The following is a 12,952-nucleotide window of genomic DNA, read 5'->3' on the forward strand; positions in this document are numbered from 1 at the left end:
TGACCCGCCCCGACTTTCTGCACCGCGAAAATGACCCAGCAACAACCCCAACCACAAGGACATTCCATGGAAGACATCGTCATCGTTTCAGCCGCCCGCACTGCTGTGGGCAAGTTTGGTGGCGCGCTGGCCAAGACGCCCGCGAGTGAACTGGGCGCCATCGTGATCCGCGAAGCCATTGCGCGCGCAGGCCTGTCGTCCGACCAGATCGGTGAAGTCATCATGGGCCAGGTTCTGACCGCTGGCGTGGGCCAGAACCCCGCGCGCCAGGCATCGATGAAGGCCGGTGTAGCCAAGGAAACCCCGGCGCTGACCATCAACGCCGTCTGCGGCTCGGGCCTGAAGGCCGTGATGCTGGCCGCTCAGGCCGTGGCCTGGGGTGATAGCGAGATCGTTGTGGCCGGTGGCCAGGAGAACATGAGCCTGGCGCCTCACGTGCTCAACGGCTCGCGTGACGGCCAGCGCATGGGCGACTGGAAGATGGTCGATTCCATGATCGTCGATGGCCTGTGGGACGTGTACAACCAGTACCACATGGGCATCACGGCCGAGAACGTGGCCAAAGCCTATGGCATCACCCGCGATATGCAGGATGCCCTGGCCCTGGGCAGCCAGCAAAAGGCGGCCGCCGCACAGGACGCTGGCAAGTTCGCTGATGAAATTGTGGGCGTGAGCCTGGCGCAGAAGAAGGGCGACCCTATTCTCTTTAACGCCGACGAGTACCTCAACCGCAAGACCAACGCCGAAGCGCTCGCAGGCCTGCGTCCTGCTTTCGACAAGGCAGGCAGCGTGACGGCGGGCAACGCCTCGGGCCTGAACGACGGCGCCGCCGCCGTGGTGGTGATGAGCGCCAAGAAGGCGGCAGCCCTGGGCCTCAAGCCCCTGGCCCGCATCGCGGCCTTCGGCACCAGCGGCCTGGACCCCGCCACCATGGGCATGGGCCCCGTGCCTGCGTCGCGCAAGGCCCTGCAGCGCGCAGGCTGGAACGCTGCCGATGTGGACCTGTTCGAGCTGAACGAAGCCTTTGCCGCTCAGGCCTGCGCCGTGAACAAGGAGCTGGCCATTGACCCCGCCAAGGTCAACGTCAATGGCGGTGCCATTGCCATTGGCCACCCCATCGGTGCGTCTGGTTGCCGCATCCTGGTGACGCTGCTGCACGAGATGCAGCGCCGCGACGCCAAGAAGGGCCTGGCCGCGCTGTGTATCGGTGGCGGCATGGGCGTGTCCCTGGCGCTGGAGCGTTGATGGACTGAAACGACCCGCTAGGCAGCGCCTGCGGGCATCTGGCCACCTGGCGCAGATGCTCTGGGCGCGGTTTCTTGGTGACAAGCCGCGTTGGTGCAACGCGGCTTTTTTGTTTCTGATCGTTGTGTGCCCCCTTGAGGTGCATCAGGCCCTGAAGGCCTTGCTCTGCACCAGAAACGTGACTCCGAGGAGGGCCTGCCTTGTGTCAGATGTGTGACGCATGCCGATATGCCAAAAAGGAAAGGGCTTCAGTGTTTTCCTTCACGGCGGGGCCTGATTTCTTCGGTAGAGTGGGTGCTGGGCAAATCACTAACAAGGAGAAATCACATGAGCCAGAAAGTCGCGTATGTCACCGGTGGCATGGGTGGTATCGGAACCGCCATCTGCCAACGACTGCACAAGGAGGGCTTCAAGGTCATCGCCGGCTGTGGCCCTACCCGTGATCACGCCAAGTGGCTGGCAGAGCAAAAGGCCCTGGGCTACACCTTCTATGCGTCGGTGGGCAATGTGGGCGATTGGGACTCCACGGTCGAGGCCTTTGGCAAGACCAAGGCCGAGCACGGCACCATCGACGTGCTGGTGAACAACGCCGGTATTACCCGTGACCGCATGTTCCTCAAGATGTCGCGCGAAGACTGGGATGCGGTGATCGAAACCAACCTCAACAGCATGTTCAACGTCACCAAACAAGTGGTGGCCGACATGGTGGAAAAAGGCTGGGGCCGCATCATCAACATCAGCTCGGTGAACGGCGAAAAGGGCCAGGCCGGCCAGACCAACTATTCGGCGGCCAAGGCCGGCATGCACGGCTTCTCGATGGCCCTGGCCCAAGAACTGGCCACCAAGGGCGTGACGGTCAACACCGTGAGCCCGGGCTACATCGGCACCGACATGGTCAAGGCAATCCGCCCTGATGTGCTGGAAAAGATTGTTGCTACTGTGCCCGTCAAGCGCCTGGGTGAACCCAGCGAAATCGCTTCGATCATTGCCTGGCTGGCTTCGGAAGAAGGTGGCTATGCCACGGGTGCCGACTTCTCCGTCAACGGTGGCCTGCACATGGGCTGATCGGTCTCAGGGTCCATGGACCCTTTGAGAAAACAAAAAACCCCGCAATGCGGGGTTTTTTTATTGGGAGGAGCAGAGGGGGGAAGGGGCTGCCTACGGACCTTTCGTCGATGGGATCAAGCAATGGGCCGCGGAGTCAATGCGTTTTTCATGCTGTGGCATGGTTTTTGCATTGGTGCAGTGACGGTCATTGCGTGCGCTGCGAATGAGGAAACGGGCTGCTGCGTCTTCGTTCAGAAGCGGGCCGGGGCGCGCTTGCGATCGCGTTCGTCTTCGGGCCAAGCGGACAAGATTGCGGTGGTGTTCATGCTGGAAAACTCCTGTGATGTACCAACAACGCGGCCCATTCACAGTCCGTTGACAGCGTTTCGCAAAAAAATGCAACCGCAAGTGCCCGTAGGTGGAAGAGGTAAATTGCTATAAAAAGAGTAGCTAAAAGGGTATGAATAGCGGGCGTAAAGCTCGGAAAACACCACCCTTTGTTTACATGAATTTACATCCTCAGGCGGCTGCTGCCGCAGAAATTTCTTCGAGGGCAGAAGAAATTTCCAACCAGCGCTCTTCGAGTTGGGCAGTTTCGTCGTTCCCGACTTTCAGGCGCCGGCCGCATTCGGCGATCTCTGCGGGGGGCAGGGATTCGGTCAATTTGTGCTCCAGGCTGGCCCGTTCGGTGGACAGCACCGCCAGGCGCTTGTCGATCTGCTCCAGCTCCTTTTTGAGGGGGCGGGTCTTTTCGGCCAGTTGCTGGCGTGTCTGGGCGTCGATCTTGCGCTGCTCGCGGCCGTCCCGTGCCGCAGGAGCCGGAGCTGGTGCGTGCGCGGGCGCTGCAGGCGCTGCGGGGGTTGGCGACGGGGCGGTGGCTTTGGGGGCTGCGGGGGGCGCGTCGGTCGCCTGGGCCTGTTCTGCCTGACGGGCTTCTTCGCGCAGGCGCTTGGATTCTTCGAGCAGGTAGCGCTGGTAGTCGTCCAGATCGCCGTCAAACGGCCCCACCACGCCCCGGCCGACCATCCAGAAGTCCTCGCACACCGAGCGCAGCAGCGCACGGTCGTGGCTGACCAGCATGACGGTGCCGTCGAAGTCGTTGAGCGCCATGGCCAGGGCCTCGCGGGTGGCCAGGTCCAGGTGGTTGGTGGGCTCGTCCAGCAGCAGCAGGTTGGGGCGTTGCCAGACGATCATGGCCAGCACCAGGCGGGCCTTTTCGCCGCCGCTCATGGTGCCTACGGCCTGCTTGACCATGTCACCCGTGAAATTGAAGCTGCCCAGGTAGCTGCGCAGGTCCTGCTCGCGGCTCGGTTGCTTGGCATCCGGCCCCAGCTCCTTGGCCAGGCGGATCATGTGCTCCAGTGGGTTTTCGGCGGGGCGCAGAACGTCCAGCTCCTGTTGGGCAAAGTAGCCGATATTCAGGCCCTTGCCTTCGGTGATGCTGCCGCCCAGCGCCTTCATGGTGCGCGCAATGGTCTTGACCAGCGTGGACTTGCCCTGGCCGTTGGCACCCAGGATACCGATGCGCTGCCCCGCCAGCACTGAGCGGTTGACGCCCGTGAGGATGGTGGTGGGCACGCCCTCGTCGTCCACATAGCCAAACGACGCATCGCTGATGGCCAGCATGGGGTTGGGCAGGTTGGCAGGCTCCTTGAACTCGAAGGTGAAGTCCGCCTCGGCCAGCACCGGCCCGATTTTCTCCATGCGCTCAAGCTGCTTGACGCGGCTTTGCGCCTGCTTGGCCTTGCTGGCCTTGGCCTTGAAGCGGTCGATGAACTTCTGCAGGTGGGCCATCTTTTCCTGCTGTTTGGCAAAGCTGGCTTGCTGCAGTTCGAGCTGCTGGGCACGCAGCTCTTCAAACTTGCTGTAGTTGCCGCCGTAGCGGTTCAACTCACCCTGCTGGATTTGCAGAGTGACATTGGTGATGGCGTCCAGGAACTCGCGGTCGTGGCTGATCACGATCATGGTGCCCGCATAGCGCTTGAGCCAGGCTTCGAGCCAGACCAGCGCGTCCAGGTCCAAGTGGTTGGTGGGCTCGTCCAGCAGCAGCAAATCGCTGGGGCACATCAGCGCGCGCGCCAGCTGCAGGCGCATGCGCCAGCCGCCAGAGAAGCTGTTGACCGGCTGATCCAGTTCGCTCACGCGAAAGCCCAGCCCCAGGATGAGCGCCTGGGCACGGGCCACGGCATCGTGTGCACCTGCGTCATGCAGGTCCGAATAGGCATGGGCAATGGCCATGCCATCGTCGCTGGCCTCCGCTTCTGCCAATTGCTGCTGGACTTCCGCCAGGCGGGTGTCACCCTCCAGCACGAAGTCGGTGGCGGACTGGTCGGTTTCGGGCATGTTCTGCGCGACCTCGGCCATGCGCCAGCTGGTAGGGATGTAGAAATCGCCCCCATCCTCGTGCAGCTTGCCGCTGAGCAGCGCGAACAGGCTCGACTTGCCCGCGCCATTGCGGCCCACCAGGCCGACGTTCTCGCCGGGGTTGATGGTGGTGGACACGCTGTCGAGCACGACTTTGGTGCCGCGCCGCAGGGTAACGTTCTTGAGGGTGATCATCCGGAATTCAGAAAAAAGCACACCCGCACGGGGCGGGTGGCATGAAAAATCAGGGGGGCCAGCGCGATTGCAAATGGCGTGACCGCTGCAAAGGCGGCGGCGCGCAACCCTCTATTGTGCCGTGAGGCGGGCTTGGGCTGCCAAGGCCTGCCGGGTGACCAGCAAAACCTGGTCTTCTCCCGCGCTGGTATCAAGCCAGAAAACAGGCAGTTGGGGGAACGCGGCTTCGAAGTACGGGCGCTCGTTGCCGATCTCCAGGATGATCACGGCGTCCCCCGTCATGCATGCGGGCGCGGCGTCAAACAACTGGCGCACGAAGTCCATGCCGTCCGCGCCACCGGCCAGGGCAAGTTCGGGTTCGGCACGGTATTCGTTGGGCAGCGCGGCCATGCTGGCGGAGTTCACATAAGGCGGATTGCACAGGATCAGGTCCCAGGGGCCGGGCAGGGCGGCGAGGCCATTGGAGAGCTGCAGCCGGATGCGGTCCTGCAGGCCGTGTTTGTCCACGTTGATGCGGGCTACGGCCAGGGCGTCGGGCGAGATGTCGGCGCCGGTCACTTCCACCTCGGGCCAGGCCATGGCGGCCAGCACGGCCAGGCTGCCGTTGCCGGTGCACAGGTCCAGCACCTGGCGGGTGTTGTCGCTCAGGAATCCGTCCACGCTGCCATCGGCCAGCAGTTCGGCGATGAAGCTGCGCGGCACGATGGCGCGTTCGTCCACGTAGAAGGGCACGCCCTGCAGCCAGGCTTCGCGCGTGAGGTAGGCAGCCGGTTTGCGCGTGCGGATACGTTCATCAAAAAGTGTAGCAACCAGAGCAAGCTGGTCAGGCGGTACGGCCTGATTTTTGATGGAATCTGGCGCCTCCGAGAGGTCACTGTCCAGCGGCAGGCCCAGGCGCCACAGCACCAGCCAGGCGGCTTCGTCATGGGCGTTGGTGGTGCCGTGGCCAAAAAACACCCCGGCCGAGGTCAGCCATTGGGCGCCAGATTCGACCAGCGCGCCGACGGTGTTGCCGTTCAGGGGATGGTTGGTGCTGCTCATGCTGCTGGCGCCATGCCCGCCGCCAGGGCCTGCGCATGCAGGTTCTCCAGCGTGCGGCGGTAGATGTTCTTGAGCGGCTCGATGTCGGCCACCACCACATGCTCGTCGATCTTGTGGATGGTCGCGTTGGACGGGCCGAGTTCGATGACCTGCGGGCAGATCTGGGCAATGAAGCGGCCATCGCTGGTGCCGCCGGTGGTGGAGAGTTCGGTGGTGATGCCCGTCTCGACGCTGATGGCCTGTTGCACGGCGCTGACCAGTTCGCCCGGCGTGGTCAGGAAGGGCTGGCCGCCCAGCGTCCAGCGCAGGTCGTACTCCAGGCCGTGTCGGTCCAGCACGGCGTGCACGCGCTGCTGCAGGCCTTCGGCAGTGGATTCGGTGGAGAAGCGGAAGTTGAAGTCGATCACGACCTCGCCCGGGATCACGTTGGTGGCGCCGGTGCCGCCATGCATGTTGCTGATCTGCCAGCTGGTGGGCGGGAAGAAGGCATTGCCCTGGTCCCACACGGTAGCGGCCAGCTCGGCCAGCGCGGGCAGGGCCTGGTGGATGGGGTTGCGTGCGAGTTGGGGGTAGGCGATGTGGCCCTGGATGCCGCGCACGCTGAGTTTGCCGCTTAGTGTGCCGCGCCGCCCGTTCTTGATCATGTCGCCGGTTTTTTCGACCGAGGTGGGTTCGCCGACGATGCAGTAGTGCAGCGGCTCGCCGCGCGCCTTGAGCTGCTCGACCACGACCTTGGTGCCGTCCACCGAGGGGCCTTCTTCATCGCTGGTGAGCAGGAAGGCGATCTGGATGAGGGGTTCAGGCGTGGCTGCCAGGAACTCTTCCACTGCGACCACAAAAGCGGCAATCGAGGTCTTCATATCGCTGGCGCCACGGCCGTAGAGCTTGCCGTCCTTGTGTGTGGGCACGAACGGGTCGCTGCTCCACTGGGCCAGTGGGCCCGTGGGCACCACATCGGTGTGGCCCGCAAATACTACTGTTTTGATAGCTGCTTGGGCAAGCTGGTCGCGCGGTGAGGGCCTTTTTGCCCATAAATTGCTGACGCGGAAGTCGGCGGGGCCGCAGTCCAGGCGTTCGCACACGAATCCCAGTGGAGCCAGCCGAGCGGCCAGCAGGTCGAGGCAGCCCGCGTCCTCGGGGGTGATGGAGGGCAGGGCAATGAGCTGTTCAGCCAGGTGCAGGGTGCGGGACATGGGAGGGGTGGAATAACAATCAGTGGCGTTTGAAAAAACGGTGGCTCGAAGCGCTGCACAAAAAACTGGCGAATGCGGGGCGAGGGGCTCCGAGCGATGGCCGCCCCGCAGCGAGGGCGTCGCCCCCCGGGGGAAGGCGCCGAACACGACTCAGGAGGGACTCTACGCGGCGGGTTTGACGTCCAGCACGATTTCGGTAAACGACGGCGCATCGTCGGGTGTGTCGCGCGCTTCCTTCTGGGCCTTGGCGGCGTTGGCGGCCAGGGAAAAGTCGTTCTGCAGGCGCCACATGAGGTTGGTGGGCGAGTCGGCGTAGGACATGCCCTCCTTGCGGTCGATCTTGGCGTCCATGATGAGGTGGGCCAGGGCCTCCTCGAAGGTCTGCGAACCCTCGGCCATGGATTTTTCCATGGCCTCCTTCACGCCCGAGAAGTCGCCTTTTTCAATCAGGTCAGACACGAGCTTGGTGTTGAGCATGACCTCCACGGCGGGGGCGCGGCTTCCGTCCACGGTGCGCACCAGGCGTTGCGAAATGATGGCCTTCATGGCGGATGCCAGGTCGCCCAGCATGGTGGGGCGCACTTCGACGGGGTAGAAGCTCAGGATACGGTTGAGCGCGTGGTAGCTGTTGTTGCCGTGCAGCGTGGCCAGGCACAGGTGGCCCGACTGGGCATAGGCAATCGCGGCCGACATCGTTTCGCGGTCGCGGATTTCGCCGATCAGGATCACGTCGGGCGCTTGGCGCAGCGCGTTTTTCAGCGCGGTTTGCAGGGACTGGGTGTCACTGCCGATCTCGCGCTGGTTGACGATGGATTTCTTGTTCTTGAACTGGTATTCGACCGGGTCCTCGATGGTGAGGATGTGGCCGGTCATGGCCTCGTTGCGGGTGTCGATCATGGACGCGAGCGAGGTGCTCTTGCCCGAGCCGGTGGCCCCCACCATGAGGATCAGGCCGCGCTTCTCCATGATGAGTTCACGCATCACCGGCGGCAGGCCCAGGGTGTCGAACTCGGGGATCTGCTGCGAGATGAAGCGGATCACCACCGCATAGCTGCCCCGCTGGCGCATGGCGCTGACCCGGAAGCGGCCCACGCCGCTGAGCGGCACACCCATGTTGAGTTCGCCTGTTTCTTCCAGCTCCTCGATGCGGTCCGGGGGGACCACTTCGGAGAGCAGGTTGCGCGGCGCATCGGGCGGCAGGATCTGGTTGTTGATGGGCACGCACTCGCCGTTGATCTTGATCAGCGCGGGGGCGTTGGCCGACAGATAGACGTCGGAGGCTTTTTTCTCTGCCATCAGGCGAAGAATTCGTTCCATCGTGCTCATGGTGTTTCCCTCTTGTTGTCAGTCTCTGTCGGCGGGGCGAACGGCCCAGGCCGTCCGCCGGTCCACATCATCAGTCGCGCAGCAGGTCGTTGATGCTGGTCTTGGAGCGGGTTTGCGCGTCCACCTGCTTGACGATGATGGCAGCGTACATGCTGTAGGGTGCGCCATTGGCGGCTGTCTTGGGCAGGTTGCCGCTGACCACCACCGAGCCAGAGGGCACGCGGCCGTAGCTGATTTCGCCGGTGGCGCGGTTGAAGATGGGGGTGCTCTGGCCCAGGTACACACCCATGCCCAGCACGGAGTTCTCTTCGACCACCACGCCTTCAACCACCTCGGAGCGGGCGCCGATGAAGCAGTTGTCTTCAATGATGGTTGGGCCCGCCTGCAGGGGTTCCAGCACGCCGCCAATGCCCACGCCGCCGGACAGGTGCACGTTGGCGCCGATCTGCGCGCACGAGCCCACGGTGGCCCAGGTGTCCACCATGGTGCCTTCGCCCACATAAGCGCCGATGTTCACGTACGACGGCATCAGGATCGCGCCCTTGGCGATGAAGCTGCCACGGCGGGCCACGGCTGGGGGCACCACGCGCACGCCGGTGGCCTTCATTTCCTCTTCGGACAGGTGGGCAAACTTGGTCTGCACCTTGTCGTAAAAGCCCAGGTCACCGGCCTTGACGACTTCGTTGTCCTTCAGGCGGAAGGACAGCAGCACGGCCTTCTTGATCCACTGGTGCACGGTCCACTGGCCCACACCTTCGCGGGTTGCCACGCGCAGCGTGCCGTTGTTCAGTTCGGCGATCACATGCTCGACGGCGTCCTGGATTTCCTTGGGTGCGGCGGCGGGCGAGAGGCTGGCGCGGTTGTCCCAGGCGTTGTCGATGATGGTTTGCAGTTGTTGGGTCATGTTGTTGTCTGTCAGTCGGTCAGTCTGTGGATCAGGATTCAGAAATCAGGCCGTGCGGGCTTGGATGAACTGCACGATGCGCAGTGCAGCCTCCACGCATTCTTCGGCTTCGGCCACCAGGGCCATGCGCACGCGTTGGGCGCCAGGGTTGCTTCCCTGGGCCTCGCGGGCCAGGTAGCTGCCGGGCAGCACCGTGACATTGTATTGAGCCAGCAGGGCGCGCGCGAACTCGGCATCGTCCATGCCCAGGGCTTCGGGCACCTTGGCCCAGAGGTAGAAACCGGCGTCGGGCAGGGCAACTTCCATCACGCCGGCCAGCAGTGGCGTGACCTGGGCAAACTTCTTGCGGTACAGCGCCCGGTTTTCCACCACATGCTTTTCATCGCTCCAGGCAGCGATGCTGGCTGCCTGCACGATGGGGCTCATGGCGCTGCCATGGTAGGTGCGGTAGAGCAAAAAGGACTTGATCAGGGCCGCGTCGCCCGCCACAAAGCCGCTGCGCATGCCGGGCACGTTGCTGCGTTTGGACAGGCTGGTGAAGGAGATCAGGTTCTTGAAGTCGCGCCGGCCTAGCTGTTCAGCGGCCTGCAGGCCGCCCAGGGGCGGCTCGTCCCGGAAATAGATTTCGCTGTAGCACTCGTCCGAGGCGATCACGAAGCCATAGCGGTCGCTCAGCTCAAAGAGTTTCTTCCACTCGCTCAGGGGCATGACGGCGCCGGTCGGGTTGCCGGGTGAGCACACGAATAGCAGCTGCGTGCGCTCCCACACCGATTCGGGCACCGTGTCCCAGTTCACCGCAAAGTTGCGCGCCGGGTCGCTGGGGGCGTAGTAGGGCTGGGCGCCTGCCAGCAGTGCCGCACCTTCGTAGATTTGATAGAACGGGTTGGGGCAGACCACCAGGGGCTGGCCCTGGGAGGGGTCGATGATGGTCTGGGCAAAGGCAAACAGCGCCTCGCGCGAACCGTTCACGGGCAGGACCTGGGTGCCCGGGTCCAGGGTGAGCGCATAGCGCTGGTTCAGCCAGCGTGTGAAGGACTCACGCAGCCGGGGTTCGCCCGCCGTGGCGGGGTAGCTGGCCAGTCCACCCAGGTTGTTACTAAGTGCATCCTTGATGAACTGCGGTGTAGGATGGCGCGGCTCGCCCATGCCCAGGCTGATGGGGCTGTAGGCCGCCGGGGGCGTAACCCCCGCAAAGAGTTGCCGCAGCCGCTCGAACGGGTAGGGCTGGAGGTGGGAGAGCAGGGGGTTCATGGAGCCACATTATGGGCGATGGCCACTGTGCAAAGGCCGGCGCGCCGGGTGTGGTCAAGTCGTCAGGCGCTGCTGTGAATGTGGGGCTGTCGCCGCCCCTGCGTCAATCCGACGTAAGAGCTGGGACATAGCATCCGCCGCTGGAAAGGACCATAACAGGAGACAAGATGTCTGGATTTCTACCACTGCGTCCCGGACTCTGGTGGATGCGCAGATGGCACCTGCTCGGCAAACTGGTGACGTTGGGAGTGTTGATGGCTGTGGCGCTGGTTGCAACCGCTGCGGCGCCAGCATGGGGTGGAGCCGTGGGCGCTGTAGCCTTGTTGTATGGGCTGCTGTCCCTGTACCTGAGCCTGTCGTCCGACTTGGAGGGGTTGTCCCGCGCCATGCAGAAGACCACACATGGCGATCTGAGTGCCCGTGCCGATGTTTACGGAAGGGATGAAGTGGGGGCCATGGCGCAGTCACTGGATCGGATGGTGCTCACCCTGTCGTCCATGGTGGCTGATATCCGCAGCAATGCGGCGCTGGTGGCCCACGCGGGCCAGAGCCTGGCGCAGGGCAACCGGTCGCTGGCTGATCGTACCGAGCAGCAGGCTGCCAACCTGGAGCAAACCGCCGCCAGCGTGGAGCAGCTGTCCTCAGCTGTGCAGAACAACGCTCACACGGCCCGCAGTGCCGACGCGCGGGCCGCCGATGTGCGCAAGGCCGCCGATGCGGGCGCAGAGGCCATGGCCCGGGCGGTGCAGTCGGTGGAAGCCATTCAGCAGAGTGCGCGCCGCATGACCGAAATCATCGGTGTCATCGACAGTATTGCTTTTCAGACCAACATCCTGGCGCTGAATGCCGCCGTGGAAGCCGCCCGCGCGGGTGAGCAGGGACGGGGTTTTGCGGTGGTGGCGGGTGAGGTGCGCACCCTGGCCAAACGCTCTGGTGATGCCGCACGCGAGATCCGCGAGCTGATTGGCGCTTCGGTGAGCCAGGTTGAGGCCAGCGCCGGGCTGATTCGTTCCGCCGGGGACGGCATCGCCAACATGGCGGGCGGTATCCGCAGCGTGGCCGCGAGCATGACGGAAATATCGGGCTCCAGCGCAGAACAGAGCACCGGCCTGAGCGAGGTGAGTTCCGCTGTGCGGCAGCTGGACCAGATCACCCAGCACAACGCGCAGATGGTGGGCCATGCCGTGCAACAGGCCGAGGCTTTGGAGCAGCGTGCGTCCACCCTGGCGCGGGCGGTGGCGGCGTTCCGGCTGCAGCAGGGCACGGCCGATGAGGCCGTGGCACTGGTGCAAAAGGCTGTGGCCCTGCACAAGACCACCTCGCAAGACCAATTTCTGCGTAGCCTGACGGACAAGAGCCAGCCCTTCCACGACCGGGACATGTATGTGTTTGTGCTGGACAGCGCGGGCACCTACCGTGCGTTTGGCGGTAACCCTGCCAAGGTGGGCACCCGCGTGCAGGACATTCCGGGCATTGCAGGCGACCGGCTGGTGAGCGACATCGTGGCCCAGGCCGACCGGGCCCCGGGCTGGGTGGAGTACGACATCAACAACCCGGCGACGGGCGCCGTGCAGACCAAGATGTCTTACGTGAGCCGCGTGGGGGACTTGTACGTGGGCTGCGGGGTCTACAAGACTCTGGCGGCCCGTTGAAAGGCTGATTTGCTCCCGGCACCCTGATCGATCGGGGGCGGGAGGGCACCGCTCAGCGCGGGTTTTGTTCCCTGCGTTGCCGGGCGCGTTCCATGGCGGCTGCAATGGCGGCCTTGCGCGCGTCGGCGGCGTTGGCACCGCTGGTGGTGGTATCGGTGGCGCTGCCGACCTGCTCACCCATCGCTTCTGCAGGGTCTTCTTCTGCATCCTCCAGGGGCACGCGCTGGCGATGTTGCTGGTAGCGCTGGCGTGCCTGCTGGGCCAGGGGGGCGGACCATGCGGCCCAGCCGGTGGCCGAGCCACTCACGGTCTCCAGCTGGATGCAGTCCACCGGGCATACAGGGATACATAACTCGCATCCCGTGCAATAGGGCTCGATCACCGTGTGCATCCGCTTGTGGGAACCCACGATGGCGTCCGTGGGGCAGGCCTTGATGCAGAGCGTGCAGCCAATGCACCAGGCTTCGTCAATGAAGGCCACGGTGCGTGGCCCTTCCACACCATGCTCGGCGCTCAATGGCAGCACGGCCAGGCCAGTGATGGCCGCCAGGCGCACCACACCCTCAGCGCCGCCGGGCGGGCATTGGTTGATGGCGGCTTCGCCGCTGGCAATGGCCTGCGCATAGCTGGCGCAGTCGGGATAGCCGCAGCGTGTGCACTGCGTTTGCGGCAGCGCAGCGTCGATCCGCGCTGCGAGGTCCATCGGGGCAGAGTGTGGTGTCTGGGTCTCGGGC

10 protein-coding genes are annotated in these 12,952 nt (G+C 64.2%); 3 read left to right on the forward strand and 7 right to left on the reverse strand.

Going from position 1 to position 12,952, the window contains the following annotated elements; all coding sequences use genetic code 11:
* Positions 1-66 precede the first annotated feature (66 nt).
* Positions 67-1,245, forward strand: coding sequence for an acetyl-CoA C-acetyltransferase (locus ACSQ3O_RS12660; protein ID WP_137745401.1), 1,179 nt, complete (start codon positions 67-69; stop codon positions 1,243-1,245).
* A 327-nt stretch (positions 1,246-1,572) separates the two neighbouring features.
* Complete coding sequence (gene phbB, locus ACSQ3O_RS12665) at positions 1,573-2,310, forward strand: acetoacetyl-CoA reductase (RefSeq protein WP_137745402.1); 738 nt, start codon at positions 1,573-1,575, stop codon at positions 2,308-2,310.
* 501 nt (positions 2,311-2,811) lie between these two features.
* Here the strand turns inward: phbB and ACSQ3O_RS12670 are convergent.
* The 6 genes from ACSQ3O_RS12670 to dapC all read right to left on the reverse strand — a co-directional run bounded on the left by ACSQ3O_RS12670 (position 2,812) and on the right by dapC (position 10,566).
* Complete coding sequence (locus ACSQ3O_RS12670; RefSeq protein ID WP_436139109.1) at positions 2,812-4,851, reverse strand: ABC-F family ATP-binding cassette domain-containing protein; 2,040 nt, start codon at positions 4,849-4,851, stop codon at positions 2,812-2,814.
* A gap of 111 nt (positions 4,852-4,962) precedes the next feature.
* A complete protein-coding gene (prmB, locus tag ACSQ3O_RS12675; protein WP_436139110.1) occupies positions 4,963-5,892 on the reverse strand; it encodes a 50S ribosomal protein L3 N(5)-glutamine methyltransferase in 930 nt (309 codons plus the stop codon).
* Positions 5,889-7,085, reverse strand: a complete 1,197-nt coding sequence (gene dapE / locus ACSQ3O_RS12680) for a succinyl-diaminopimelate desuccinylase (RefSeq protein WP_436139111.1) — start codon at positions 7,083-7,085, stop codon at positions 5,889-5,891. The genes prmB and dapE overlap by 4 nt, the downstream gene beginning before the upstream one ends.
* 162 nt (positions 7,086-7,247) lie before the next feature.
* A complete protein-coding gene (locus ACSQ3O_RS12685; protein ID WP_137745406.1) occupies positions 7,248-8,411 on the reverse strand; it encodes a PilT/PilU family type 4a pilus ATPase in 1,164 nt (387 codons plus the stop codon).
* Between the two features lie 70 nt (positions 8,412-8,481).
* Positions 8,482-9,315: a 2,3,4,5-tetrahydropyridine-2,6-dicarboxylate N-succinyltransferase gene (dapD, locus tag ACSQ3O_RS12690; protein ID WP_298455880.1), complete on the reverse strand. Its 834-nt coding sequence runs from the start codon at positions 9,313-9,315 to the stop codon at positions 8,482-8,484.
* A 45-nt stretch (positions 9,316-9,360) separates the two neighbouring features.
* Complete coding sequence (gene dapC, locus ACSQ3O_RS12695) at positions 9,361-10,566, reverse strand: succinyldiaminopimelate transaminase (RefSeq protein WP_298455883.1); 1,206 nt, start codon at positions 10,564-10,566, stop codon at positions 9,361-9,363.
* Between the two features lie 167 nt (positions 10,567-10,733).
* Between dapC and ACSQ3O_RS12700 the strand changes: the two genes are divergently transcribed.
* Positions 10,734-12,218 carry a methyl-accepting chemotaxis protein gene (locus tag ACSQ3O_RS12700; RefSeq protein ID WP_436139112.1) on the forward strand — a complete coding sequence of 495 codons (1,485 nt, stop codon included), beginning with the start codon at positions 10,734-10,736 and terminating at the stop codon, positions 12,216-12,218.
* Between the two features lie 52 nt (positions 12,219-12,270).
* Here ACSQ3O_RS12700 and rsxB read toward each other — a convergent pair whose 3' ends face one another.
* Positions 12,271-12,921, reverse strand: a complete 651-nt coding sequence (rsxB, locus tag ACSQ3O_RS12705) for an electron transport complex subunit RsxB (protein WP_436139113.1) — start codon at positions 12,919-12,921, stop codon at positions 12,271-12,273.
* Positions 12,922-12,952: the final 31 nt, after the last annotated feature.

Source organism: Acidovorax sp. LjRoot74, from assembly GCF_964254355.1.
Taxonomy (GTDB): Bacteria; Pseudomonadota; Gammaproteobacteria; order Burkholderiales; family Burkholderiaceae_C; genus Acidovorax.

Excerpts from the sequence above, each read along its gene's own strand:
- dapE (WP_436139111.1), bottom strand. The coding sequence starts at position 7,085 with ATGTCCCGCACCCTGCACCTGGCTGAACAGCTCATTGCCCTGCCCTCC.
- dapC (WP_298455883.1), bottom strand. The coding sequence starts at position 10,566 with ATGAACCCCCTGCTCTCCCACCTCCAGCCCTACCCGTTCGAGCGGCTG.
- ACSQ3O_RS12685 (WP_137745406.1), bottom strand. The coding sequence starts at position 8,411 with ATGAGCACGATGGAACGAATTCTTCGCCTGATGGCAGAGAAAAAAGCC.
- rsxB (WP_436139113.1), bottom strand. The coding sequence starts at position 12,921 with ATGGACCTCGCAGCGCGGATCGACGCTGCGCTGCCGCAAACGCAGTGC.
- phbB (WP_137745402.1), top strand. The coding sequence starts at position 1,573 with ATGAGCCAGAAAGTCGCGTATGTCACCGGTGGCATGGGTGGTATCGGA.
- prmB (WP_436139110.1), bottom strand. The coding sequence starts at position 5,892 with ATGAGCAGCACCAACCATCCCCTGAACGGCAACACCGTCGGCGCGCTG.
- dapD (WP_298455880.1), bottom strand. The coding sequence starts at position 9,315 with ATGACCCAACAACTGCAAACCATCATCGACAACGCCTGGGACAACCGC.
- ACSQ3O_RS12700 (WP_436139112.1), top strand. The coding sequence starts at position 10,734 with ATGTCTGGATTTCTACCACTGCGTCCCGGACTCTGGTGGATGCGCAGA.
- ACSQ3O_RS12660 (WP_137745401.1), top strand. The coding sequence starts at position 67 with ATGGAAGACATCGTCATCGTTTCAGCCGCCCGCACTGCTGTGGGCAAG.
- ACSQ3O_RS12670 (WP_436139109.1), bottom strand. The coding sequence starts at position 4,851 with ATGATCACCCTCAAGAACGTTACCCTGCGGCGCGGCACCAAAGTCGTG.